Below are 23,030 nucleotides of genomic sequence, written 5' to 3' on the forward strand. Positions count from 1 at the left end.
GTACATCGACTGGGTCTGGGGAAGGGGGACGACCGACCGGAGAGGATCCATGACCGCACCGCGATTGCAGGCTGACCAGCGCGATGCCGCCGAGGCGCAGCGCATTGTCGGGGCGGTGACCTCGGCGTTCGCCACTCGGGTAGTAGGGCAGGAGCACCTGCGGGAATCGATGCTGGTGGCGTTGCTGGCAGGCGGCCATCTGCTCCTGGAGAGCGTGCCGGGACTGGCCAAGACCACGGCCGCCCGCGTGGTGGCCGAGTCCATCGAGGGCAGCTTCCGCCGTATCCAGTGCACGCCCGACCTGTTGCCCAGCGACATCGTCGGCACCCAGATCTACGAAGCGGCCAGCAACTCCTTCGTCACCCAGCTGGGGCCCGTACACGCCAACATCGTGCTGCTCGACGAGATCAACCGGTCCAGTGCCAAGACTCAGAGCGCGATGCTGGAGGCGATGGAGGAGCGCCAAACCACGATCGCCGGCGTCGAATATCCCATTCCCGAACCGTTTCTCGTCATCGCCACCCAGAACCCGGTCGACCAGGAGGGCACCTATCCGCTGTCCGAGGCCCAAACGGACCGCTTCATGCTCAAGGAGATCGTCGGCTATCCCTCGATCGAGGATGAGGTCGAGATCGCCGCCCGGATGGACGCCGGCCTGTACGACCGCAGCCACCGTGCGGCCCCCGTCGTCACCATCGACGACGTGCGTCGTGTGCAGGACATCGTGCGCACGGTGTATCTGGACCGCGCACTGGTCGAGTACGCCAGCCGCCTCGTCGGGGTGACCCGTGAGCCCGGGCACTACCTGCCGGCCAACTTGGCGCGGGTGATCGAGTACGGGGCCAGTCCGCGCGCGACCCTGGCGTTCTGCCGGACCGCGCGCGCACTGGCTGTGCTGCGGGGGCGCGACCACGTGGTGCCCGATGACATCGCCCGGTTGGCCCACCGCGTCCTGCGGCACCGGCTGATCCTCGGCTTCGAAGCCGCCACCGCCCGCATCACCCCCGACGTCGTCGTCGACGCGGTGCTGCGCGCGGTGCAGGTGCCGTGAGGCCACGATGGGCAGATACCTGGATTCCGCCAAGGCGTATGCCGGCCGCGATATCGGCGGATTGCTCGAAGGCGGCCGTTATGCCCTGGTGCACACACGCAGCCTGGAATTCGACGAGCTGCGTCCCTACGTCCCCGGTGACGACGTCCGCGACATCGACTGGAAGGCCACCGCACGTTCCGGGCACACCTTGATCAAACGGTTCGTCTCCGAAAAGCACCACAAGGTTCTGGTGGTCGCCGACGCCGGACGCAACAGCTGCGCGCTGGCGCCGTCGGGTGAGCTGAAAAAGACGGTGGCCCTACACCTCATCGGGGCGATCGGGCTGATGACGCTGCCCCGATCGGACGAGATCGCCATGGTGCTCGGCGACCATCGCGGCAACGTGGACATCCGGCTGCGCCGCGGCGAGACCCACATCGAGAGCATGCTGCACCGGTTCGACCACCACGCCACCGACGACCCCGGTCCGAGCGACATCCTGGTCCAGCTCGAGTGGGTGGCCCGCCATTACCGCCACCGGCTGTTGATCTTCGTCGTTTCCGACGAACCGGAGGTCAGTGACCGGCTGGCCGAGGTGCTGGGTTCGCTGACCGCCCGCCACGATGTGCTGTGGGCCCTGGTGAGCGACATGCCTGCGGTGAGCGCACACCGGGACGCCGGCCTCAGCTACGAGGTGGCCGACGGCCGGCCCCTCCTGGCCGGTCTGGGCCAACAGGTCATCGAGGCCTACCGGCAGGCGGAAGTGCAACGGCGCGAGCGACTTTCCCAGTTCCTGACCCTGCAGCGGGTGCCTCATGCCCGGGTAACCGGCAGCATGCGGATCAGGTCGGCACTGACCGCGATGACCGGGGTGTACGCCCGTGCCGGATGACCTGCTGCAGCACGTGATCGGTCCCACCCCGTACTCATCGGGGTGGCTGTGGGTCGCGATCGGCCTGATCCTGCTGCTGGGCGGGTGGTATGCCGCCGTCTTGGTACTGACGTCGCGGCGACGCCCCGTCCGTGAGTTGCCTGTCCTCGGCGCGGCGCGGGCCGAACTGCTGCGCCGACGGTCGGCCCGCGCGGTCCGCAATATCGGGAACCGTTATCGGGCTGGTGATCTCACCGCGGCCGGTGCCGGTGCCGCGCTCAGTGCCGAGCTGCGCGGATTCCTGCATGCCGCCACGGGAGTGCAGGCGCAGTACATGCAGATCGACGCCATCGCCGACAGTGACGCCGCCCCCGCCGCGCCGATCCTGGCCGAGCTCACCGACATCCAGTTCAACCACCGGTCGATGCTCGATGCCGGTGCGGCCAGCGCCAGCGCCGAGGAGTTGATCCGCGGATGGACCTGATCTGGTGGGCGGTGGCGATCACCGGTTGCATCGCACTTGCCGGGTGCGTGGGCCTGGCTCTGTTGCCGAAGCAGTCGGTGGACAAGGACGAGTTCATACCGCTGGCCAATACCCGGCGGCTGACACTGCTGCCCGAGTATGTGCGGGCCGTGCGCCGGCGGACCGTGTCAGCAGTCGTCGCCATGGTGACGCTGACGGTCGCCTTCGCCGCCTCGGCGCTGGTCGCGGCTCGCCCCACCGGCCTGCCGTCGTGGAGTCGCGCCAATGAGGTCGCGACCCCCGAGGACATCATGGTCTGCGTCGGTGGCCCGCTCACCGACCCCGCTGTCGGCACCACACTGCGGTACTTCGCCGATCGGGTCGGCTCCTTCGGCACCGAGCGGGTCGGGCTGACCTCGGCGAACCGGCGGGTCATCCCGCTCACCCGTGACTACCAGTACGCGGCAGCACAATTCGCCTCCTTCGGTCGGCGGGAAGGTTCCCGGCCGTTCGTCGCGCCGGTGTCCTATGTCGATTACGCCGCCAGCGTCGAGGACGTGCTGGCATTGTGTCTGACCGGGTTCCCGTCCTTTTCGGAGCCGTCGGCACAGCGACGGTCGATCGTCTACGTCGGCCCCGAATCCCTGCCGCGACCCGGCGAGGTGGCACCGCTGTTCGGTACGGACCGGCTCCGCGACCTGGCGGTGACGGCAGGTGTGCAGGTCAACGCGATCACTCCCGGATCCGGGGACGGGCCCGCGGCCGACCTGGCTCGCAGCACCGGCGGCCGGTGGTTTTCCGATGCGGCGGATGTGGATGCGCATCTGGACGAGATCCGGGACCATCCGCCGCAGGCCGGGTCGACCGGCGAGTCCGCGGATGTCCGGTCTGCCGAAACGCCGGGGGTTCCCGTGTTGCTCGCCTCGCTGGCGATGACGGTCTTGTGGTGGTGGCCGGTGGTGATGCGGCGATGAGGTTCGAACCGGTCCTGCCGCCGCTGCTGGTCGCGGCGCTGGCGGTGATGCTGATCGTGGCTCGCGCGCTCACCTTCGGGCGGGTCCGCGCCGAAGGCGGCGGCTGGGCTGCGGTGTGGCGCTGGTCGGCACTGACCACCGCCGGGTTGTTGCTGCTCGTGGCCGCCCTCGGCCCGGTCGCCGGCAGAACCCACGACACCGTGCCCCGGCCGGCCGGGGATCGCGACCCCAATATCTTTGTGCTGCTGGACCGTTCACCGGATATGTCGGGGACCCGGATCGCGGCGGCCCGCGAGGACATCGCAGCTCTGATCGAACGCTATCCGCGGGGCCGCTTCGCGCTGATCAGCTTCGCCGACCGCCCGTCCGTGGACTGGCCGCTGTCCGCCGATACCTGGAGCCTGAGCCCGGTGGTGGCGGCCACGAATGCGCGCCCGGCGGCACCGGACACCCCGGATGCCAATGTCGGCGCGGCCGCCAGCATCCTGCGCTACCAGTTGATCAGCGCCGTTCAGCAGTTTCCGAGGGCCCGGAACCTCGTGTTCTACCTCGGCGCGGGCGCCCCGGATTCGCAAGCACCGCAACGCCAGTTCCAGCTGCCCGAGGACGTTGTGGACGGTGGCGCGGTACTGGGATATGACGGCGCCGGGGCGCAGGCTCTCGGCGGGGTCGCCGAGCAGATCGGGGTTCCGTTCGTGCCGCGCACCGACACGACACCGTTGGCCGAGGCCGTTGCCGGTGACGAAACCTCAAGCCAGGCGCCTCCGGCCGCGCCGGTGTCCACCGCCGTCGAGCTGTACTGGGTCTTCGCCGCTGCGGCCGCGCTGCTCATCCTCGTCGAGCTCTATTTGGTGCTTCGTGAATTCCGCCGCTCTCAACCGATCGATCTGGGACTGCGGTCATGAGCACGGTGCGTCGTCGCCTTCTGGTGTACTCGGCCCCGGTGGCGCTGGTACTCGTCATCGCGATCGTCAAGCTGCTGTCGGTTGTGGTGATCGGCAACTCGGTCGGGGCCAGCTTCACCGAACGAGACACCGAGGCGATGGCAGATCAGGTTTCGCGGTTGCAGACGCTGAACATCGTCGAACCCGGCAAGGCGGACTTCGCGGCAGGCGCGCTGGCGGTACTGGAAGACCGGCTCACCGATGCCGAGCGTCATTTTGCGGCCGCGGTGGCCCGCCTGGATTCTGATGAATCATGCTCGGCCAGGGTCAATCTGGAGCTCGTGCGGGAGACGCTCGGTGACCGGGCAATCGCCGCGGGGGACAGTCGGCTGGCATTGACCCACTACCTGGCCGCGCGGGACGTGGTGGAGCGGGCGCCCGGCGGCTGCTTCGCCGGCAACGACGCGCCGGCCCGGTTGAACCGCAAGATCGGTGCGGCCGGTGCCATCGTGCCGCCACCGGTGTCTCCCCCACCGGCAGCGGCACCGGCGCCGCCTCCGGCAGTGGCCGGTGCGTCACCCAATTCGCCGCAGAACCGGCTCAACCCCGCCGCGGGGGATCCGTTGGAGCGGCTGCAACAGATCCTGCGTGACGCGGCCACACGTTAGATTCGGGGTGATTGGGTTGTGTGGTCAGTGCGGAGGAATGGAATGGCCGTGGCGGACGGGGTGTCTGCGCGTGAGGCGAAGCGCCTACAGACGCGTGAGCGGTTGATGGGTGCGGCGATCGCCGAGTTCAAGCGCGCGGGGATGGCCGAGGCCGACGTGGGTGCGATCGTGACCGCGGCCGGGGTCGCGCACGGCACGTTCTTCTTTCATTTCCCCACCAAGGAGCACGTGCTGCTGGAGCTCGAGGAGCGTGAAGAGGAACGCATCGCCAAGCAGTACACCCAATTCCTCAAGAAGCCGCACAGCCTGGACGACGGGCTGCGCGAAGCCATGCGGTTGGTGGTCGGGCTGGAACGGCGCCTGGGCGGGGTGCTGTTCAAAGACTTTCTGGCCCTGCATTTCTCGCAGACGCGGCCACCTGCACCCGACAGCCAGGAGCACCCGGTGATCTCGGGGGTGGCCCGGGAGATCGAACTGGCCCAGCAGTCGGGCGAGGTTGCGGCCGACGTCAGCCCGTGGAACAGCGCGGTCTTCTTTCTGCTCGGGTTCTACGCGCTGCTGGTCACCACCAACGACTGGCCCACCCGCGACGCCCTGCTGGATGACTACGTGGTCAGGACCATGCGCAGCCTGGCGCCCTAGACCGCAGCGTTGTGTTGCGGAGACCTAACGATTCGGTGGTGTCTCGGTGCTGACGCTGACGTAACCAGCAAAGCCGTGGTTCAGTGGTAACCGATGTCTGGTGCCTGCTCCCCGCGTCGCTGTCTCACCGCTGCGGTGACGGCGGGTGTCATGTTGCTCGCGGTGGGGATTCCGGCGGCCTCGGCCGCGCCGACCAGCGATGCCCGCGGATATGTCGACTCCACGGCGCGCTGCGCCAGTGCGGACGCGACCGTACTGTTCGGCAGCACCGACGCCTCCCGGGTGGCGATCTGTTCGGTATCGGGCGGCAAGTACGAGTACCGCGGTGTCCGGCTGCGTGACGGCGCGAAACTGATCGTGCCCGCGACGCGCAACGACGACGGTGCGTTTCGAGTGGAGAACTCCGGGATCGAATACCTGGTGACCTCGAAGTCGCTCGTGCTCAGTGTGGGGGAGAAGGTGATCCGCGAGGAGCCGATGGTCGATTTCCACCGCCCGGGGGCGGCCCCGGCTCCCGCGACGGCGTCACCCACGCCCACTACCCCGCTTCCGCCGCCGCTTGCAGCCGAGGTGGGTGGCAGCGGCGCCCGGCGCTGACCCGCTGAACAGCGCACTTGCCCGCGCGGTTGAGGGCAAGTTCTGAAAATGATAATCATTAACGGTATGCGTGCGTGTTTGTCGTCCCTGCCGGCGGCTGATCTCGACCGGCTTTGCCGGGGAACAACCCGTCTCACCGTCCCGCTCGTCGACGATGTGGTCCAGGTGGGTATCGGTGGCGACTTCGCAACCACCACCGTCGCCGTCACGGTGAAGGCGTCATCGGTGCGCGTGCGCCGGCTCGACGGCAGGGCGCTGCAGGTGCACATCGTCGACGGATGGCTCAGTCCGAGCGCACCTGGCGTGGCGTCCCCGGTATTCGACGAGCCGGTGGAGGCGCTGGTGCTCGAGCGCTGCGCCGGACACTGGGTTCCCGGGCCGGGGATGCGCTACCGGCTGGACGATCTCGCCCGGTTTGTCGGTACCCTGACCCGGTTCGCCCTGGTCAAGCAGGGCGCCGATCAGGCGGTCGGCGCGGCGTAGGTCTGCAGGTACTCGGTCAGCGCCTTCTCGCCCTCGGTGAGGATCGTGCGGTCCTTGTCCGGGCCCGCGTGGAAGGCCATCTGCAACAGGCGATCACCCATCTCGACGGCAACCATGGTGACCAGCGCGTCCGTGCCCTCGCGCAGCAGGCCCCAATGCAGCAGCGCGCCGTGCAGGGCGTTGGCGAACTCGGCCCGGCGCGCACGCGGGTCGGCGAGCAGACCACTGGCCAGGCTGGTGTAGTGCAGGTTCACCAGGTGCGGATGGTTGCGCAGGTGCTCGTAATGGAATTCGAAGATGCCATGGGCCACCTCGGCCAGGCTGGTCGGGGCGAGTGCCGCCAGTATCTCCGCACCTTCGGCATCGCGCCGGTCGAGATGGTCGGCGACGATCTCCTGCAGGATCGCGTCCCGGTTGGGGAAGAACTGATAGACGGTTGCCACGGGCACATCGGCACGTTGGGCGATGGCCCGGGTGGTGACGGAGTCGACGCCCTGGGTCTCGAGTAGCTCGAGTGCGGCGGCGCGGATGCGTTCGACGCGGCGCCTGCTGCGCTCCTGCACGGGTTGCCGTCGCCGTAGTGGCTTGTGGGTGACCACGACTAGATCGTCGCACATGGGTGACGTGAGCCATGTTCATGTTTCCTGCACATCAGGCTGTTTTGCAGGCACTTCGACTGTCCGGACGACGGCCGGCGTGGCCGGATTCACAATGCGCACCCGAAAATGGCCGCGTGCCCCCGATAGTTCTGCGCGTGGGTCAATAAACGAAACCGACAGGCCCTCGGGTCATCCAGACAACGAAATCCTCACTGGCTGCCGAATGGTGCGATTGGGTCGAAAACCATTGGGGTGAAGGGTGTTTCACAGGTTTCCCGGCTGGTGTCCCGTAATCGGAATCGATCCTGGCCGACCATGATCGCGATAACCTCAAGGCGGTTGAGGACACAGCCGGTCACGTGGTCGAGGGTCACCTCGGCCCCCCTGTAGCTAGGCGATGGAGTGCCATCATGACTGCTGTTCACCATCCTGGCCGGCTACGACCGGTTCGTTCGCCCGATGCCGGCGTCATCGACTGCGCCGGAGCGCGGGTCTCGGCGCACATCAGGGGCCCGGCCACCGTGCTGGTGGTCGAGGGGGAAGTCGACATCTGCAACGCGGACCGGCTGGCCGCCGCGATCCGTCGCCTGGCGCGGCCCGGGAACCCCTTTGTTCTGGACCTGCGCTCGGTCGACTTCATGGCCGTCGAGGGATTCCGTGTGCTGTTGGCATTTGCCGACGAATGCCACCGGGCGCACGTGTCCTGGCACGTCGTGGCCGGACCGGCGCTACGCCCACTGCTGCGGGTCTTCGCCGATCATCACCTGCCGGTCGTCGGCGCCGCGGGTCTGACGGCCGGTTCTGGCTGACCGGCCCCGGGGCGGACTCAAACCGTTGGCCGTATACAACGTAAGCATCCCAGGTAGGATGGCTTTCTCGGGACTGCGACCGCACCCCGTCAGGTCACCTGAGGCGAAACGTGATGACGGCGAACGAAGACCTCGATTTCACCAGTGCGGACCTCGGCGCGACCGAGGAATTCCTGGTCCGCGCCTACACGAAGATGAGCATCGGCCGAGGGAGCGGCGAGACACCGACCACGCGCATCGTCCGCAAATGGCTGGGCCCGATCAGTTTCGACGAACTCGAGCTCGACTATCACATGTCCTACGACGCCGATCCGCTGAACCGGGTCTGTCTGTGCCGAGTGCATTCGGGCCGTATCGAGGAGAACTTCATCGGCGAGCCGCAGGACGTCTTCGGTCCGGGTGACGTCACGTTGTTCTCCCCGCCGGAGCTGCCCTACTCGGGCCGGGTGTGCCGGGCGGACTACGACCTGACCATGTTCGACACCGAATTGCTGGGGCGCGTCGCGGCGACGGGTCCCGGTGAGCCGGGCGAAACCGTGCGACTGACGGGCCACCGTCCGATATCGCCGCAGGCGGGTCGCCAACTCGACGCGGCGATCGAATACGTGCGGTCGGTGGTGCACGGCAAGACGGGGCCCGTTCCGACGCTGGTGGCCTCGACCACTGCCGCGATGCTGGCTGCCGCGGTGGTGTCCACCCTGCCGACCAATGCGGGGCTGGAGCCCGGTCCGATCGATCGGCGCGATGCGAAGCCGGTGCTGCTGCGGCGGGCCATCGCCTACATCGAGGCGAACGCCGACCGCGATATCGCTCTGGTCGATATCGCGGAGGCCGTCTATGTCACGCCCCGCGCCCTGCAATACATGTTCCGTCGCCACCTCGAAGTGTCGCCGATGGGTTATCTGCGCCGGGTCCGCCTCGACCACGCCCGCCAACAGCTGCTCAAGGCCGATCCGGCGACGACGACCGTGCAGGCCGTCGCGGCCCGCTGGGGATTCGCCCATACCGGTCGTTTCGCCGCGGTCTACCGCCGCACCTTCGGTGAGAATCCGTCGGACACCCTCAATTGAGTTGTGCGCGGTAGCGTCGAGTGCGATTGTTGTTGGCTCGACCCCTCATTCGAAGGAAATCGTGTCCATACTGTCTACACCGCTGCTGGCCGATGCCCTGGCCCGGTTGTTCTCCGCGGCGGTCAACCCGGCTCCCAAACCAGGCGTGCGGTTTACCGAAATCCCCGGGCGCACAACACTGATCGATATCCCGACCCGGCACGGCGCGGTCGCCGCGACGGTGTATCACCCGGCGTCCGGCGAGGCGCAGCCGGCGGTGTACGTGAACGTGCACGGCGGAGGTTTCGTCGTCGGGCACCGCGAGCAGGACGACCCGTGGTGCCGCTTTCTGTGCGCCCACGCCAATGTCGTTGTGGTCAACGTCGATTACCTGCTGGCCCCGAACCGCAGGTTTCCCACCCCGGTCGAGCAGATCTATGACGTGCTCGGCTGGGCCTCGGCGCCCGAACGGGACTGGGATGGCAGCCGATTGTGTGTCGGAGGGCAGAGCGCGGGCGGCAGTCTGTCCGCGGCAGCCTCGCGGTTGGCCCACGAGAACGGTGGGCCGCAGATCGCCCTGCAGGTTCTGCACTACCCGCCGTTGGACCTCGTCACCGCCACGAAGGACAAGAACTCGCCGTTGGGCGCAAAGGCCGTGATGAAGCCGTGGATGGGTGAGGTGTTCGACACCGCCTACATCCCCGATCGGGCCCAGCGCAGGGATCGTCTGGCGTCCCCGGCGTGGGGCACCAACGCTGACGGCCTCGACGGCATCGCCCCGGCGCTGATCGTCACCGCGGAGTACGACCGGCTGCGTGACGAGGCCAAGCGGTACGCGCAGACGCTCGATGCCGTCGGCTCCCTGGCCGAATACCTCGAAGTGCCCGATGTCGACCACGGCTACAACATCATGAGCGACGACGTCGAGGTCACCCGGAAGATCTACGAGCGGATCGTCGAGCACGTGCGCCGCGCCACCGCACCGTGACAGGGATCTCCCAGGGGAGGCCGCACAAGGCGTGGCGTTCTATTTAGGCTTGCCTTACCTAAATAGAAGGGCGCTCATGAGGAAGATTCAGGTAGCAGTCATCGGCGCGGGCCCGGCCGGCATCTACGCCGCCGACATCCTGACCAAGGAGTACGAGCACGCGCGCGTCGACGTATTCGACCGGTTGCCTGCGCCCTATGGCCTCGTGCGCTACGGCGTCGCCCCGGATCATCCGCGGATCAAGGAGATCATCAAGGCGCTGCGTCGGGTGCTGTCCCGTGACGAGAACAGCGTGAGGTTCATCGGCAACGTCCACTACGGCACGGATCTGCGGTTGGCCGATCTGCGGCGCCACTACGACGCGGTGATCTTCTCCACCGGGGCCAGGGCCGACCGTGCGCTGGACATCCCCGGTATCGACCTGCCCGGAAGCTATGGCGCTGCCGACTTCGTGTCCTGGTACGACGGGCATCCGGACGTGCCGCGTACCTGGCCGCTGACCGCGAAGCACGTCGCCGTGCTCGGTGCGGGCAACGTGGCACTGGACATCGCGCGGATGCTGGCCAAGCCGGCGGACGAACAACTCGGCACCGAGATTCCCGGCAACGTCTACCAGGGGCTGGCCGCCAACCAGGCCACCGATGTCCACGTCTTCGCGCGCCGCGGGCCGGCTCAGATCAAGTTCAGCCCCATGGAGTTTCGTGAGCTGTCGCACTCGCCGAGTGTCGACGTCATCGTGCATCCGGAAGGCTTCGAAATCGATGAGGCCAGCCAGCAGGCCATCAACACGAGCAAGTCGACCAGGCTGGTGGTGGACACCATGATGAAGTATCTGCAGCGCGAGCCGACCGGCGCGCCGCACCGCATTCACCTGCACCTGTGCCAGTCACCCGTTGCGGTCCTGGGCACCGACCGGGTCGAGGGCCTGCGCACCGAGCGCACCGAGCTTCGCGGTGACGGAAATGCCTGTGGCACAGGTGAATTCACCGACTGGCCGGTCGAAGCCGTTTACCGTGCGGTCGGCTACCTGTCGACTCATCTGGCGGACCTACCGTTCGATCACCATGCCGGCGTGGTGCCGAATGACGCGGGCCGGGTGCTTGACATCGACGGAGGCCTGATCGATGCCGCTTATGTGACGGGATGGATCAAGCGTGGGCCGATCGGACTGATCGGGCACACCAAGTCCGACGCGGCCGAAACCGTCACCAGCCTGCTCAACGATCTGTCCGGCCTGCGGACCCCCGAAACCACCGATCCCGATGCGATATTCGCCCACCTGGCCGCCAACGGGGTCGACTACACCACATGGGCGGAATGGGAGCGCCTCGACGCCCACGAGGTGTCACTGGGTGAGGTTCAGGGGCGCGAACGTGTGAAAGTGGTGGCCCGAGAAGACATGATCCGGGCCGGCCGCGACGCCCTCGTGCGCGATTAACCCAGCGAGGCGTGTACGGCCAGGGTGGCCGCGACGGCGTTGGCCGCCTCGGCGCCCTTCTTGACGAAGTGCCTGGTGAAGTAGTCGACGTGCTCGTCGTGCTCGTGGAAGTGGTGCGGGGTGAGCACGACCGAGAACACCGGCACATCGGTGTCGAGCTGGACGCGCATCAGGCCGTCGATCACCGCGGTGGCCACGAAGTCGTGGCGGTAGATGCCGCCGTCGACCACGAGCCCGGCCGCCACGATCGCCCGGTAACGTCCGGTCAGTGCCAGACGCTTTGCGGTGAGCGGGATCTCGAAGGCGCCCGGAACCTCGAAGAACTCCAGGGCCGCGCCATCGACGCCGTGGGTGCCGATCTGATCGGTGAATCCCTCGCGGGCCTTGTCGACGATGTTGCGATGCCAGGTGGCTTGCACGAACGCGATCTGAGTGGCTGCGTCAGACATGTAGCGACGCTATCGCACGTCGAGGTAGGCGTCGGCCCAGGCTCCGATGATCCGTCCGGCGCGTTTTGCCTGCCCCGGCCCGGTCAGCAGGTGCTCGGAACCTTCCAGGGAGACGAAGCTGCGCGGATGGCGGGCGGCCCAGAAGATGTCGCTGGCGTTCTGGATGCTGACCGTGTTGTCGGTCGGGGAGTGCAGGATGAGCAACGGCATCTTGAGGGCCTGGATCTTGTCGCGCAACTCGGCGGTCCGGACATCCTCGACGAACGACCGCTTGAGCGTCAGCGTCTTCCCGCCGACCATCCACTGTCCGCTGCCTTCGGCGAACACCTGCTCCAGGCACGCGTCGTACTGATGCTCGACATGGCCGACGTCGAACGGCGCACCGACGGTCACCACGGCCCGTACGCCGGGGGATTGCCGGGCGGCGGCGATGGCCGCCGACCCGCCCCAGGAATGCCCGATCAGGATGTCGGCCGGGGTGCCCCGTTCCGACATGAACGTGCACGCCGCGACCACGTCGTCGACCTTCACCGTGAACGAACCGTCGCCCCAGTCGCCCCCGGAATCCCCCAGGCCCAGCGCATCGAAGCGCAACATCCCGATGCCGTCACCGGCCAGCTGCTTGCATATGCGCGAGGCGGCCGGAGAGTCCTTGCCGAGCGTGAAGCCGTGCGAGAACACGCCCCAGCCCCGCACCGGCCCGTCCGGCCGGTCGATCACCCCCGCCAGCGTCGGGCCGGTCGAACTGGGGAACGTGACGCGCTCAGCCATGACGGTGGTTTACCACGACCGAGCCGGCGCGGCGCGATGTGGGCCGGGTCACTTTCTCACCCCAGCGGGTGACCGGCCCGTCATTGTGAAGGCCCCGATACGTAGTCTGGAGAACATCGTCTGCTGCTGGTCAGTGCCGCCCGGCAGGCTGCGACTGAACGTAATGAGATGTGGAGCAAGTCCGTGCCCCTGAACACCATCGCGCTGGAACTCGTCCCGCCGAACCTGGAACGCGGTGAGCAGTACCCCGTTGAAGAGGCGCGGAAAGTGCTCGCCTTGGCGGCTGAAACCGGCATCGAAGGCCGGATCCGGCACGTCATGATCCCCGGGATGATCGACGAGGACGACGACCGTCCGATCGAGATGAAGCCGCGGATGGATGTCCTGGACTACTGGAACATCCTGCGGCCCGAGCTGGCCGGCATGCGCGGTCTGTGCACGCAGGTCACGTCGTTCCTGGACCAGGACGCGCTGGGCAAGCGGCTGACCGATCTCAGTGGGGCCGGATTCGACGGCATCGCGTTCGTCGGCGTGCCCCGGACCATGAAGGACGGCGAAGGCGAGGGTGTCGCGCCCACGGACGCCCTGACGATCTATGAGCAGCTGGTCCCCAACCGCGGCGCCATCCTCATCCCGACGCGTGAGGGCGAGCAGGGCCGGTTCAACTTCAAATGCGACCAGGGCGCGACGTACGGCATGACTCAGCTGCTGTACTCCGACGCCATCGTGGGCTTCCTCAAGGAGCTCGCCGAGACCACCGATCACCGGCCCGAGATCCTGCTGTCGTTCGGCTTCGTGCCGAAGATGGAATCCAGGGTCGGGCTGATCAACTGGCTGATCCAGGATCCGGGCAACGAGGCCGTGGCCGCCGAGCAGGAGTTCGTCAGCCAACTCGCCGGATGCGACGTGGATGAGAAGCGCAAGCTGATGCTGGACCTGTACAAGCGGGTGATCGACGGGGTGGCCGACCTGGGCTTCCCGCTGAGCATCCACTTCGAGGCCGCCTACGGGGTGTCAAAGCCTGCGTTCGAGACGTTCGCGGAGATGCTCGCGTACTGGGCGCCCGACCGCGTCAGCTAGTACCACCGTGCGGCCACTTTTTGTCAGTGGTCGAATGTATGTTCGAGTCATGCAAGCGGGTGCGGTTGGCGCGGTAGCGGCGTTACGCGCGGCGTTCGACGCGTTCGCGGCGTGTGACTTCGAATCGTTGACCCGCTGCGAGCTGATGGCGGTGATGGACGAGTACGAGGCGTTGACCTGCCAACTGCCGGGTCCGTGGCATCGACTGCTGGCGCGGTTGCAGGCCGAGGCCACACCCCGCGAGCTGGGCGCCAAATCGTGGAACGAGGTGCTGCGCATCCGCTGGCGGCTGTCGACCACCGAAGCGGGCCGTCGGTTGGGTGAGGCAGCCGAGTTGGGGCCGCGCCGCGCTGTGACCGGGGAACCGTTGCCGCCGGAGCTGCCGGTCGTTGCCGCCGCCCAGGGCGCCGGACTGCTCACCGCTGACCACGTCAAAGTGCTACGCGATGCCGTGAAAGACCTTCCCGGGTTCGTCGACCAGAGCACCCGCGAACAGTTCGAAGCCGACCTGGTCCGGGTCGCGGTCGGGGTGGGCCCCAAAGAACTCAAAGACACCGCCGCGCTGCGCCTGTTCCTGCTCGACCAGGACGGCCCCGAACCCGACGACACCGAACGCGCCCGCAAACGCGGCCTGACAGCCGGCAAGCAGTGCCGCGACGGCATGATCCCGCTGACCGCGAATCTGACGCCGGAAGCGGCGGCCGTCATGGAAGTGCTGTTCGCCAAATTCGCCGCGCCGGGCATGTGCAATCCCGATGACGACGAACCCTGCACCAGCGGCACCCCCACCCAAGCCCAGATCGACAACGACCACCGCAGCCTGGCCCAACGCCAACACGACGCGCTGCTGGTCATCGGACGCATCGCGTTGATGACGGATCTGGGTCAGCTCAACGGATTACCGGTGTCGGTGATCGTCCGCACCACCTTGCAAGACCTCGAATCACGTGCCGGGATCGGTGTGACCGGCGGGGGTACCAAGATTCCCATCCAGGACGTCATCCGCATGGGATCCCACGCCAGTCACTACTTGGCGGTCTTCGATCAGGCCACCGGAGCGGCCCTGAACTATTTTCGGGCCCGGCGCATCGCCAGCCCGGCCCAGCGGATCATGCTGATCGCCCGCGACGGGGGCTGCACCAAACCGGGCTGCACGGTCGGCGCCTACGGCTGCCAAGCCCACCACGGCGCTGCCGACTGGGCTGATGGCGGCGACACCAACGTCAACGAGATGTCCCTGGCCTGCGGGCCCGACAACCGCCTCGTCAACAGCGACGGCGGCTACACCACCACCATCAACCAAAACGGCGACGTCGAATGGCATCCCCCACCCGACCTCGACCACGGCCAACACCGCATCAACTACCACCACCGCCCCGAACTCCTGCTCACCCCACCCCCGCTGCACGACCCACAGCCCGCGTGCATCCCGGAGTCAGAGCCGCAGCCAGACCTCGAGCGGACATTGGAGTCGGAATACGACCCGGCGCCAGACCCCGAACCCGCGTGGCAGTTCGCGCCAGACCCCGAACCCGATTGGCACCTGGCGCCCGACCCGCAGTGGGTGCCCGACTGGGACCTGGGCTGGGACGACCTGAACCAACCCATGCCACCCAACATCGAACACCTCTGGAACACCCCAGCATTCGACCCCGCGGTTCCCATCCCAGAGCCGACCAACCGCCCCACCTTAGGCGGCAGGGCAGTACGCGGACCCTGACCGTCGCCTATAGCGGCGGTCGCCGCCTGCGCGCCATGCGGACTGCACCCGCACTGGCAATACGCATCGCGATGGCGACGAGAATCTGTGTGCCCGGGATGATCGTGCAAAAGCTGATAACCGTCGACATCAGGCTGCCGGTTTCCGTGGGCTCGATGGTGATCTGGCCTGTGTACTCGCGAAAGGGCAGGCCCGACATCAAGCGGTACTGCATCGTCGTCGGCGGCTCGAACGCTGTAATGAGTTCCCGGATAACGGGTCCGAACATGTGAAGGGCGCGGATTGTGCCCACGCCGTTTCGGTCAGGGCTGCCGGGGCGTTCCAGAACCACCCTGCGAGAAGGTGTCCACTCGGACATGCGTTCATGGTTGGAGACAATCTCCCAAACGACGGCTGGATCCGCGGTGACGCGACGAACATCGGTATACCGGTAAAGCCGCCCCATGTGCTCAGGCAATCACGACGAAAGCCCGCTGTCGAGGTCCGTCAAGTCAGCCGAGTGATTGCACGCGTGCGGCGAGGGTCGCGGTCCATTCCTTCAGATACTCATCGTCGGATGCCGCTGCCGTTGCGTGGCCGAACAGGTTGGCGGCGAAGCGTTCTCCGAGCAGGCTGTTGATTCCGAGTGAAGCCAGGACCCGCGTCTCGTCAGAAGATCTGTCCGGAACCCAGACATTGATCCACCCGTGCAATTCGTCGCACAGCCCGTCGACGAGCGCGGCATAGGCGGTGTCCAGGCGATCGGACAGCCCGGCCGGTGTGCGGGCCGCGACCTGGAGTAGCTCGCTTTCCTGATCGATCACCGTGAGCAGGTACCGACCGAGCACGGTCAGTTCACTGTGTAAGTCCCCGAGCCCGGCGAACAGGGCGCGGATGTCCTGCATGGCTGAGCGCCGATCGAGTTGGCGGTCGATACCGGCTGACAGAAGAGCGTCTTTGGATTTGAAGTGGCGGTACAGCGCTCCCGAGCCGGCGGACAAGCCTGCCGCGGCCTCGATTTGGGACACGCTGGTGGCTTCAAAGCCCCTGTCGCTGAACAGCTTCATTGCCTCGGTGACCAGCCGCTCTCGGGTTGATCCGGCCGCCATCGTTGACCTCCTGCAAGTGATCACTTACTCTGCGTATGAATGCACTGTACTACGAGTCCAACCCTGTGGGAGCGGTTCGATGGCAGAACACCACCAGCATGTGCCCCAAGGCCGGCTTCGCAGAACCATGCCCCTGGCCGGGTTCACCGCTCGTGCCGCTGGTGGGCGGCTCGTGGCGGGATTGCAACAGCGGGTCGGTGATGACGGTGCGGTGCGGCGGTTCCATGAGCGCACCGCCGGCCGTTACGTCGAGATGCTCGGCCACTCCAAGGGTGCCCTGATGAAGATCGGGCAGCTGATGTCTCTGATCGAATCATCAGACGTGGGGAACGGCGGATTCCAGCCTTACCAAAAAGCACTCGCCCGGCTTCAGGCGGATGCTCCTCCCATGGAGTCCGCGCTCGTCCACGACGTCCTGAATGATGAACTCGAAGACGGTATGGGGACTTTCGTCGAGTTCAGCGATGAGCCGATTGCGTCAGCCTCGATCGGCCAGGTCCACCGCGCTGTCCTTCCCGACGGGCGTGACGTTGCGGTCAAGGTGCAGTATCCCGGTGTGGCGCAGGCGATCCGAGAGGACCTAGCCAACACGGAGCTCATCGCCACGTTCCTACGATTTGCCACATCGGCGTCGGGGATCGTATTCGACCCACGCGAGCTGGCCCGTGAGTACACCGCGCGTATCGCCGAGGAGGTGGACTACCGACGCGAGGCGAAAATGATCGCAACCTTCCACCAACTGTACTTCGACCATCCGTTCTTCCGGGTCCCCGAGATCGTCGGCCATGCCTGTACGGACCGGGTCCTCACGATGACATATCTGGATGGAATCAGTTGGGCTGCAGCGCAACAAGCTGAGCAATATCTCAAGAACCGCTGGGCCGAAGTGATCACTCGGTTCAGCTATTCGAGCCTACGGCACAGCAATCTGCTCCATGCTGACCCGCACCCGGGCAACTATCGGTTCGGCAGCGACGGCAGTGTTGGGTTCGTCGACTTCGGCTGCATCAAAGTGCTCGCGGAACAGAAGCGCAGGATGTGGATCTCCATCGTGCGCAACACCATCGACAAGCGCCTCGACGCCTTGCGTGCCGACGTCATCGAAGCGGGATTCATCACCGATGACTACCCGATCAGCAGCGCGGAGCTCTGCGACTTCTGGACTCAGGTGTTCTACGACATCGTCGCCGCTCCGCAGCCGGTCACGTATACCGCGAAGAGCACCGCACGCACCACGCGTTGGATGTTCAGCCCTGACTCCGCCAATCCGTTGTCTCGCATGCGGGTGCCCGACGCCTACGCCTTTGCCCCGCGGGTGAATCAGGCGCTCACGAGTATCTCCGCCAAACTGCACGCCACGCTGCCCGCCCGCAGCATCGTCGACGATATGGATGGAGTCGCCGAACCCACAACCGAGCTGGGCAAGCTACACCACGCGTGGGTGCGTGAGCGGGGTCTACCAGGTGCTCTCGATGACCACACCGCGACCCGGCTCGGGAGGGAAGGCCGATGACCGCAGCAGACGACATGGTGCCGCGCGGCCGTTTCCGCCGGACCATGCCCCTGGCTGGGTTCACTGCTCGCGCCGCAGGCGGCCGGCTGGTGGCGGGACTGCGGGAGAAGAGCGGGTCACATGGTGCAGTCGAGCGGTTCCACGAACGCACCGCGGAGCGCTACACCGAACTGCTGGGTCATTCCAAAGGTGCCTTGATGAAGGCAGGCCAGATTCTGTCTATGGTCGATGCCGAGGCGATCGGCAGTTCGGGATTCGCACCTTATCAGCGGGCGTTGGCCCGGTTACGGACCGACGCGCCGCCGATGTGCCCCGACCTCGTGCGGACGGTGCTCGCTGACGAGCTCGGTTCGGGTACCGAATGTTTCGCCGAGTTCGACGATGAGCCGATCGCGGCGGCATCGGTCGGTCAGGTGCATCGGGCCGTGCTTCGTGACGGGCGTGCGGTTGCGGTCAAAATACAGTATCCCGGTGTCGCCCAGGCGATCCGGGATGACCTCGCCAACACTGAACTGTTGCTCACGTTCATGCGTTTGGGAGCCGCTGCGTTGGGTGTGATGACCGACATCCGTGCCATGGCCGCCGAGATCACCGCCCGGATCGGCGAGGAAGTCGACTACCGACACGAAGCAGCGATGATCACCGCGTTCGCCGACCTCCTGCGGGGCCACCCCTTCATCCATATCCCCGACGTCATCGCTGAAGCTTCCGGCGAGCGGGTGCTGACGATGACCTACCTCGATGGAATGGATTGGGCCGCAGCTCAACACGCCGAACAAGACCTACGGAACACCTGGGCCGAAGCGGTCTTCCGATTCATCAACAGCGGGTCCCGCCACGGCAACCTCGTCCAGGTCGACCCGCATCCCGGCAACTTCCTGTTCAACCCAGATGGCACCGTCGGTTGCCTCGACTTCGGCTGTGTCCAGTCCTTCGCCGAACGGCCCCGTTGGCTGTTCCTTGCGCTGATGCATGCCGGGATGGAGGGTCGCTACGACGATTGCCGTGAGCTGATGCTCCAGATGGGGCTGATATCGGCTGATTCGTCGCTCAGTGACGACGACCTGCGGCGCGTCGTCTCGGACATGACGCACGCGACCACCCAACCGCAACCGGTCACGTACACACCGGAACTGATGGCGCGAAGTCTCCGCGCGTTCCTGGGTGACCAGAACTCCGCACACATGACGGTGACCCGTGAATTCGTGTTTCTGCCCCGGTTGCAGATCGCCTTCGATCACATCGCCACCGGACTACGCGCAACCGTGCCGGTGCGGTCCATTCTCGAAGACCTCTCCGGCATCGCTGAACCCAACACCGAACTCGGGAAGCTGCACCATGCCTGGGTCCGTGAACGCGGATTGCCATGCGGATTGGATCACCATGACCATCCCTGACCTCTCACCGGCACGACTTCCCTGGGACGCGGCCGATCCCTATCCGTTCTATGAGGCGCGGCGGCGCGGCGGTGACGTCGTCTGGGATGACACCGCGCAGGCCTGGCTGGTCCTCGGCTATCACGCCACCCGCGAGGTACTCACCGGAACGCAGTGGACCGCGGACCCCCGCGCGAGCATGGCCGCCTCCGGTGCGTCGGACTTCTTCAACTCGACGTTCGTCGAAGCCAGCATGCTGTTCACCGATGGCCCTGCCCATGACCGGTTGCGTGGCGCGGTGCGGGACGTATTCGGCCGCGCCTTCATCAAACGACTCGCCGACGGTGTCGAAACCATCTGCAACGACACGGTTTCCACGATTCCCGCCGACGAGTCGTTCGATGCGATGGCGCAGATCGCCCTCCCGCTACCGATAGCGGTCATCGGCGCGTGGCTCGGCTTGGACACCGACCAGTGCGCGGCACTGCGTGAGCACTCGTCGGCCATCATCCGCATCCTCGGCGGGTTCACCGATCAGGAAGAACTCGCACAGGGCATCGGCGCGGCGGCGGTACTACTCACCGAGATGCTGCCCGCGGCCGCTGACCGCCGCACCCATCCCCGAGACGACCTGCTCAGCTACATCGCGGCGGACGCGTCTCTCACGCTGGGCGAGGTTGTCACCACCGCGATCCTGATCGCGGTCGCCGGACACGAGACCACCGCAAACCTGCTCGGAGCCGGCCTCGTCCGACTACTCAGTCCTGATGACGACGGCACCTGTCCCGCAGACCGGATCGACCCCGCCGACCCGGGAGTGGTCGCCGAACTGCTGCGTCTCGACAGCCCCGTCCAGGCGACCGCTCGCACTGCGACCGCCGACCAGACCCTCACCGGCATCGATATCCGTTGTGGAGAAACCGTTCTGGCGTGTGTCGCGGCAGCCAACCGCGATCCGGCCGTCTACGCCGATCCGGACCTGTTCCGTCCGGGCCGGCCTGGACCCGCACCGCTGACCTTCGGGCACGGCGCCCACTACTGCCTGGGCGCCCCCTTGGCCCGACTGGAAACCACCGCCGCCCTATGCCACATCTTGCGCCGCGGCCCCGCACTCGTGGGCACCCCGACGTGGCGCGACACCCCGGCGATCCGAGGGCCGTTGACGGTCCCCGTCCGGTTCGGGGTCAGGTGCCCATCGCCGCTGTGACTGCCTGCGCGATGAACCGCACCGCATCGTTGCGGCTCACCGAGGCCATCAGCTGCGCGGCGGCCTGAATCTCCGGGCCCACCAGGCAGGTCGGGCCGTCGGCGAGGTTGTCGAAGGCTGCTGCCACCACATCGTCGAGGGCCGCCGCACCCGGCGGCGCTTGATCGGTCGAGTCGATCTGGCCGCGCTCGTGCTCGAGCTTGCGCAGTGCGGGGGTGTCGGTCTTGCCGAGGATCAGCCCGAGGACATCAACGCCCTTGTCGTGCAACTCGGTCCACAACGCCTCGGCGAACACCATGTCGAACGCCTTGCTCGCGCCGTAGGCCACCATGTTCGGCCCGCCGGCGAATCCGGCCCCTGACCCGAAAATGACGATGCCGCCACGACCGCGCTCGACCATCGGTTGTGCGTAGTGGTGACACAGCTGCATCGGCACCATGCAGTTGCGCTGGACCAGTGACTCGGCGTCCGAGAGCGGACCGGACAGGAACGGTGTGAACTTGGGATCGGCCCCGGCGCAGTACACCAGGAAGCCGATGTCCAGGTCCGCGGTCGCGTCGATCACCTGCCCGGCGGCCCCCGGCACGGCCAGATCGATTGCCAGCGTGCTCGTCTGCACCCCGGTGCGCGCGCGGATCTGCGCGGCGACATCTTCGAGAACCGCCTTGCGCCGGGCCAGCAGGACCACGTTGAGGCCACGGCGGGCCAGCTCTTCGGACATCGCCGAACCGACGCCATCGGACGCGCCGGCCACCAGTGCCCACGGCCCGTACTTCTCTGCGAAGTCAGACATTGGCGATCCGCACCGTGGTGAACCGTCGCCGCGCGATCCGCCAGCCCGCGGCGGTCCGGACCAGTTCGTCGTCGTAGAAACCGATGGCGTTGACACCGGAGTTGTTGTCCTGGGCCAGGATCAGCGCATCGACGTAGGTGCGGGCCGTGGCGGTGTCACCGTCGGCGGTGATCGCGTGGTTGCTCAGCCGGTGCATGGTGTGTCCGGCCATGGCGTGGGACTGGTCCATGAACTCGGTGACCGCGTCCACCCCGTTCCACTGCCCGATCTCTCCGTAGTCCAGCAGGCAGTCGTCGGTGAACACGGTGCGGAACAGCGGCCAGTCCCGCCGGTCGATCCCGGTCGCGTAGCGGACCAGTACGTCGGTGATGTCATCACGATCGCTCATTGCCAACTCCATTCGGACGAACGATGATTCGCGCCGGTCCCACCGACCGGCGGGCCAGGTCGAGCGCGTCGGGAACCTCATCGAGGGGCACCACCATGCCGATGCTGGGCGTCGGGTCAAGCTCGCCGGCGGCGATAGCGCCCAGCGTGCCGTACCAGTCCTGCGGCCAGGGCCCACCGCCGAACTGCAGGGTCACCCCCTGGCGGGTGGCCGTGGTGATGTCGAGGGTGTCGCCGGTGTACCAACCGCCGGCACAGTAGATGCGGGTGCCCATGTCGGCCTCCTCGACGATCTTCTGGATCAGGCCCGAGGCTCCGACGCATTCGAAAACGACGGCCGGTCCCCACAGGTTGCGTTCGGCGCGGACCTCACGCCAGACCTCCAGCGGTGAGCGCTCAGCAGGGTCGACGGCGATGTGCGCGCCGAACTCCTTGCAGGCCAATGCCCGCCGGTCGGCCTGATAGTCCGACACGATGATGGGCTCGGTACCGCGGCGGGCGAGGGCGGCGACGGCCGACAGCCCGATCGCTCCGGCTCCGATGACGATGGGGATCTCGCCGGACTCCAGGCGGGCCGAGCGGACGTAGAACTCGCCGACGGCGAACGCGTCGGTGAGGGCGACGGCGTCGTCGGTCGCGGTACCGCCGGCGACTCGGGCGATGGATTCGGAGACCACCACCAGCTCGGCGAAGCTGCCGGGGGAGTCGGGGTGCTGACCGATGATGTGTGCACCGTCGGCGCCCCCGTTGATCAGCCTGATGGGAATCGACGTGACCCTGGCACCGACCGGGAACTGGCCGGTGCAACCGGGCCCGTGCGCGATGACCTCGCCGACGAACTCGTGGCCGAGCACCACGTCCCGGTCAGAGTCATACAGCGATCGGCCGGTCGGGTCGTCGAGGCCGAGTTCCGGATGGTCCATGAAATGGACGTCGGAGGCGCAGAGCGCGGTACTGAGTACCCGCAACAGGAGCTCGCCGGGTCCGGGTACGGGATCGGCAATCTCACGCACCGTCAGGGCGCCCTCCCGCAAGACGACTGCGCGCATCACATCTATCCATTCTCGAATAGTCGAGATAGTATCTCGAATTGACAAGGCTGACTGTAGGAACCACCCAGAGGGGAGTCAAGGGTGCGTGGTGCGAGC

26 protein-coding genes are annotated in these 23,030 nt (G+C 66.8%); 18 read left to right on the plus strand and 8 right to left on the minus strand.

Annotated elements, in window-relative coordinates:
• Positions 1 to 49 precede the first annotated feature (49 nt).
• The 9 genes from BN2156_RS21070 to BN2156_RS21110 all read left to right on the plus strand — a co-directional run bounded on the left by BN2156_RS21070 (position 50) and on the right by BN2156_RS21110 (position 6,615).
• Entirely contained in the window at positions 50 to 1,051 is a 1,002-nt protein-coding gene (locus BN2156_RS21070; protein ID WP_090516865.1) for an AAA family ATPase, read from the plus strand.
• A 7-nt stretch (positions 1,052 to 1,058) separates the two neighbouring features.
• Entirely contained in the window at positions 1,059 to 1,925 is an 867-nt protein-coding gene (locus BN2156_RS21075; RefSeq protein WP_090516866.1) for a DUF58 domain-containing protein, read from the plus strand.
• Positions 1,915 to 2,388, plus strand: a complete 474-nt coding sequence (locus tag BN2156_RS21080) for a hypothetical protein (protein WP_090516867.1) — start codon at positions 1,915 to 1,917, stop codon at positions 2,386 to 2,388. The genes BN2156_RS21075 and BN2156_RS21080 overlap by 11 nt, the downstream gene beginning before the upstream one ends.
• Positions 2,379 to 3,341 (plus strand): hypothetical protein, encoded by a 963-nt coding sequence (locus tag BN2156_RS21085; protein WP_090516868.1) that lies wholly within the window; start codon positions 2,379 to 2,381, stop codon positions 3,339 to 3,341. The genes BN2156_RS21080 and BN2156_RS21085 overlap by 10 nt, the downstream gene beginning before the upstream one ends.
• The gene (locus BN2156_RS21090) at positions 3,338 to 4,246 is read left to right on the plus strand and encodes a vWA domain-containing protein (protein WP_162490907.1); all 909 of its coding nucleotides are present in this window, start codon (positions 3,338 to 3,340) and stop codon (positions 4,244 to 4,246) included. The genes BN2156_RS21085 and BN2156_RS21090 overlap by 4 nt, the downstream gene beginning before the upstream one ends.
• Positions 4,243 to 4,893 carry a hypothetical protein gene (locus BN2156_RS21095; RefSeq protein WP_210436682.1) on the plus strand — a complete coding sequence of 217 codons (651 nt, stop codon included), beginning with the start codon at positions 4,243 to 4,245 and terminating at the stop codon, positions 4,891 to 4,893. Before BN2156_RS21090 ends, BN2156_RS21095 begins: the two co-directional genes overlap by 4 nt.
• A 42-nt stretch (positions 4,894 to 4,935) precedes the next feature.
• Positions 4,936 to 5,535, plus strand: a complete 600-nt coding sequence (locus tag BN2156_RS21100; RefSeq protein ID WP_090516870.1) for a TetR/AcrR family transcriptional regulator — start codon at positions 4,936 to 4,938, stop codon at positions 5,533 to 5,535.
• A 150-nt stretch (positions 5,536 to 5,685) separates the two neighbouring features.
• On the plus strand, positions 5,686 to 6,132 hold the full coding sequence (locus tag BN2156_RS21105; protein WP_235625427.1) for a hypothetical protein: 447 nt from the start codon (positions 5,686 to 5,688) through the stop codon (positions 6,130 to 6,132).
• Between the two features lie 66 nt (positions 6,133 to 6,198).
• Positions 6,199 to 6,615, plus strand: a complete 417-nt coding sequence (locus BN2156_RS21110; protein ID WP_090516872.1) for a hypothetical protein — start codon at positions 6,199 to 6,201, stop codon at positions 6,613 to 6,615.
• Here BN2156_RS21110 and BN2156_RS21115 read toward each other — a convergent pair.
• A complete protein-coding gene (locus BN2156_RS21115) occupies positions 6,594 to 7,214 on the minus strand; it encodes a TetR/AcrR family transcriptional regulator (RefSeq protein WP_090517541.1) in 621 nt (206 codons plus the stop codon). The two genes, BN2156_RS21110 and BN2156_RS21115, sit on opposite strands and share 22 nt — an antisense overlap.
• A 410-nt stretch (positions 7,215 to 7,624) precedes the next feature.
• Between BN2156_RS21115 and BN2156_RS21120 the strand changes: the two genes are divergently transcribed.
• The 4 genes from BN2156_RS21120 to BN2156_RS21135 all read left to right on the plus strand — a co-directional run bounded on the left by BN2156_RS21120 (position 7,625) and on the right by BN2156_RS21135 (position 11,498).
• Positions 7,625 to 8,023 (plus strand): STAS domain-containing protein, encoded by a 399-nt coding sequence (locus BN2156_RS21120; RefSeq protein WP_090516873.1) that lies wholly within the window; start codon positions 7,625 to 7,627, stop codon positions 8,021 to 8,023.
• Positions 8,024 to 8,136: 113 nt separating this feature from the next.
• Entirely contained in the window at positions 8,137 to 9,093 is a 957-nt protein-coding gene (locus tag BN2156_RS21125; RefSeq protein WP_090516874.1) for a helix-turn-helix transcriptional regulator, read from the plus strand.
• Between the two features lie 61 nt (positions 9,094 to 9,154).
• Positions 9,155 to 10,060 (plus strand): alpha/beta hydrolase, encoded by a 906-nt coding sequence (locus BN2156_RS21130; protein ID WP_090516875.1) that lies wholly within the window; start codon positions 9,155 to 9,157, stop codon positions 10,058 to 10,060.
• 76 nt (positions 10,061 to 10,136) lie between these two features.
• Positions 10,137 to 11,498: an FAD-dependent oxidoreductase gene (locus BN2156_RS21135; protein ID WP_090516876.1), complete on the plus strand. Its 1,362-nt coding sequence runs from the start codon at positions 10,137 to 10,139 to the stop codon at positions 11,496 to 11,498.
• On the opposite strand, the gene BN2156_RS21140 is transcribed toward BN2156_RS21135, so the two are convergent.
• Both BN2156_RS21140 and BN2156_RS21145 read right to left on the minus strand, forming a co-directional pair.
• Entirely contained in the window at positions 11,495 to 11,947 is a 453-nt protein-coding gene (locus BN2156_RS21140; RefSeq protein ID WP_090516877.1) for a 6,7-dimethyl-8-ribityllumazine synthase, read from the minus strand. The genes BN2156_RS21135 and BN2156_RS21140 overlap by 4 nt on opposite strands.
• A gap of 9 nt (positions 11,948 to 11,956) precedes the next feature.
• Positions 11,957 to 12,718: an alpha/beta hydrolase family protein gene (locus tag BN2156_RS21145; protein WP_090516878.1), complete on the minus strand. Its 762-nt coding sequence runs from the start codon at positions 12,716 to 12,718 to the stop codon at positions 11,957 to 11,959.
• Between the two features lie 183 nt (positions 12,719 to 12,901).
• On the opposite strand from BN2156_RS21145, the gene BN2156_RS21150 reads away from it, so the two are divergent.
• A complete protein-coding gene (locus BN2156_RS21150; RefSeq protein ID WP_162490908.1) occupies positions 12,902 to 13,798 on the plus strand; it encodes a mycobacterial-type methylenetetrahydrofolate reductase in 897 nt (298 codons plus the stop codon).
• A 34-nt stretch (positions 13,799 to 13,832) separates the two neighbouring features.
• Positions 13,833 to 15,518, plus strand: coding sequence for a DUF222 domain-containing protein (locus BN2156_RS21155; protein ID WP_090516880.1), 1,686 nt, complete (start codon positions 13,833 to 13,835; stop codon positions 15,516 to 15,518).
• Between the two features lie 7 nt (positions 15,519 to 15,525).
• Here the strand turns inward: BN2156_RS21155 and BN2156_RS21160 are convergent, their stop codons facing one another.
• Positions 15,526 to 15,963, minus strand: a complete 438-nt coding sequence (locus BN2156_RS21160) for an SRPBCC family protein (protein WP_090516881.1) — start codon at positions 15,961 to 15,963, stop codon at positions 15,526 to 15,528.
• Between the two features lie 46 nt (positions 15,964 to 16,009).
• Positions 16,010 to 16,606: a TetR/AcrR family transcriptional regulator gene (locus BN2156_RS21165; protein WP_090516882.1), complete on the minus strand. Its 597-nt coding sequence runs from the start codon at positions 16,604 to 16,606 to the stop codon at positions 16,010 to 16,012.
• A 79-nt stretch (positions 16,607 to 16,685) separates the two neighbouring features.
• On the opposite strand from BN2156_RS21165, the gene BN2156_RS21170 reads away from it, so the two are divergent.
• From BN2156_RS21170 to BN2156_RS21180, 3 genes are read left to right on the plus strand one after another with little or no spacing between them, the layout of a single operon-like run.
• Complete coding sequence (locus BN2156_RS21170) at positions 16,686 to 18,119, plus strand: ABC1 kinase family protein (protein ID WP_456152357.1); 1,434 nt, start codon at positions 16,686 to 16,688, stop codon at positions 18,117 to 18,119.
• Positions 18,116 to 19,516 (plus strand): ABC1 kinase family protein, encoded by a 1,401-nt coding sequence (locus tag BN2156_RS21175; RefSeq protein ID WP_210436683.1) that lies wholly within the window; start codon positions 18,116 to 18,118, stop codon positions 19,514 to 19,516. Before BN2156_RS21170 ends, BN2156_RS21175 begins: the two co-directional genes overlap by 4 nt.
• Positions 19,503 to 20,702, plus strand: coding sequence for a cytochrome P450 (locus BN2156_RS21180; RefSeq protein WP_110811035.1), 1,200 nt, complete (start codon positions 19,503 to 19,505; stop codon positions 20,700 to 20,702). Before BN2156_RS21175 ends, BN2156_RS21180 begins: the two co-directional genes overlap by 14 nt.
• On the opposite strand, the gene BN2156_RS21185 is transcribed toward BN2156_RS21180, so the two are convergent.
• The 3 genes from BN2156_RS21185 to BN2156_RS21195 are packed head-to-tail and all read right to left on the minus strand — an operon-like array spanning position 20,680 to position 22,931.
• Positions 20,680 to 21,495: an SDR family NAD(P)-dependent oxidoreductase gene (locus tag BN2156_RS21185; protein ID WP_110811036.1), complete on the minus strand. Its 816-nt coding sequence runs from the start codon at positions 21,493 to 21,495 to the stop codon at positions 20,680 to 20,682. The genes BN2156_RS21180 and BN2156_RS21185 overlap by 23 nt on opposite strands.
• A complete protein-coding gene (locus BN2156_RS21190) occupies positions 21,488 to 21,883 on the minus strand; it encodes a nuclear transport factor 2 family protein (RefSeq protein ID WP_090516884.1) in 396 nt (131 codons plus the stop codon). Before BN2156_RS21190 ends, BN2156_RS21185 begins: the two co-directional genes overlap by 8 nt.
• Positions 21,870 to 22,931, minus strand: a complete 1,062-nt coding sequence (locus BN2156_RS21195) for a zinc-binding dehydrogenase (protein WP_090516885.1) — start codon at positions 22,929 to 22,931, stop codon at positions 21,870 to 21,872. The genes BN2156_RS21190 and BN2156_RS21195 overlap by 14 nt, the downstream gene beginning before the upstream one ends.
• Positions 22,932 to 23,030 lie beyond the last annotated feature (99 nt).

The sequence above is a fragment of the Mycolicibacterium neworleansense genome, from assembly GCF_001245615.1.
Taxonomy (GTDB): Bacteria; Actinomycetota; Actinomycetes; order Mycobacteriales; family Mycobacteriaceae; genus Mycobacterium; species Mycobacterium neworleansense.

Coding starts and splice junctions, on each gene's coding strand:
- BN2156_RS21070 (WP_090516865.1), top strand. CDS start 50: ATGACCGCACCGCGATTGCAGGCTGACCAGCGCGATGCCGCCGAGGCG.
- BN2156_RS21075 (WP_090516866.1), top strand. CDS start 1,059: ATGGGCAGATACCTGGATTCCGCCAAGGCGTATGCCGGCCGCGATATC.
- BN2156_RS21085 (WP_090516868.1), top strand. CDS start 2,379: ATGGACCTGATCTGGTGGGCGGTGGCGATCACCGGTTGCATCGCACTT.
- BN2156_RS21090 (WP_162490907.1), top strand. CDS start 3,338: ATGAGGTTCGAACCGGTCCTGCCGCCGCTGCTGGTCGCGGCGCTGGCG.
- BN2156_RS21095 (WP_210436682.1), top strand. CDS start 4,243: ATGAGCACGGTGCGTCGTCGCCTTCTGGTGTACTCGGCCCCGGTGGCG.
- BN2156_RS21100 (WP_090516870.1), top strand. CDS start 4,936: ATGGCCGTGGCGGACGGGGTGTCTGCGCGTGAGGCGAAGCGCCTACAG.
- BN2156_RS21105 (WP_235625427.1), top strand. CDS start 5,686: ATGTTGCTCGCGGTGGGGATTCCGGCGGCCTCGGCCGCGCCGACCAGC.
- BN2156_RS21110 (WP_090516872.1), top strand. CDS start 6,199: ATGCGTGCGTGTTTGTCGTCCCTGCCGGCGGCTGATCTCGACCGGCTT.
- BN2156_RS21120 (WP_090516873.1), top strand. CDS start 7,625: ATGACTGCTGTTCACCATCCTGGCCGGCTACGACCGGTTCGTTCGCCC.
- BN2156_RS21125 (WP_090516874.1), top strand. CDS start 8,137: ATGACGGCGAACGAAGACCTCGATTTCACCAGTGCGGACCTCGGCGCG.
- BN2156_RS21135 (WP_090516876.1), top strand. CDS start 10,137: ATGAGGAAGATTCAGGTAGCAGTCATCGGCGCGGGCCCGGCCGGCATC.
- BN2156_RS21140 (WP_090516877.1), bottom strand. CDS start 11,947: ATGTCTGACGCAGCCACTCAGATCGCGTTCGTGCAAGCCACCTGGCAT.
- BN2156_RS21145 (WP_090516878.1), bottom strand. CDS start 12,718: ATGGCTGAGCGCGTCACGTTCCCCAGTTCGACCGGCCCGACGCTGGCG.
- BN2156_RS21155 (WP_090516880.1), top strand. CDS start 13,833: ATGTATGTTCGAGTCATGCAAGCGGGTGCGGTTGGCGCGGTAGCGGCG.
- BN2156_RS21160 (WP_090516881.1), bottom strand. CDS start 15,963: ATGGGGCGGCTTTACCGGTATACCGATGTTCGTCGCGTCACCGCGGAT.
- BN2156_RS21165 (WP_090516882.1), bottom strand. CDS start 16,606: ATGGCGGCCGGATCAACCCGAGAGCGGCTGGTCACCGAGGCAATGAAG.
- BN2156_RS21170 (WP_456152357.1), top strand. CDS start 16,686: ATGGCAGAACACCACCAGCATGTGCCCCAAGGCCGGCTTCGCAGAACC.
- BN2156_RS21175 (WP_210436683.1), top strand. CDS start 18,116: ATGACCGCAGCAGACGACATGGTGCCGCGCGGCCGTTTCCGCCGGACC.
- BN2156_RS21180 (WP_110811035.1), top strand. CDS start 19,503: ATGACCATCCCTGACCTCTCACCGGCACGACTTCCCTGGGACGCGGCC.
- BN2156_RS21185 (WP_110811036.1), bottom strand. CDS start 21,495: ATGTCTGACTTCGCAGAGAAGTACGGGCCGTGGGCACTGGTGGCCGGC.
- BN2156_RS21190 (WP_090516884.1), bottom strand. CDS start 21,883: ATGAGCGATCGTGATGACATCACCGACGTACTGGTCCGCTACGCGACC.
- BN2156_RS21195 (WP_090516885.1), bottom strand. CDS start 22,931: ATGCGCGCAGTCGTCTTGCGGGAGGGCGCCCTGACGGTGCGTGAGATT.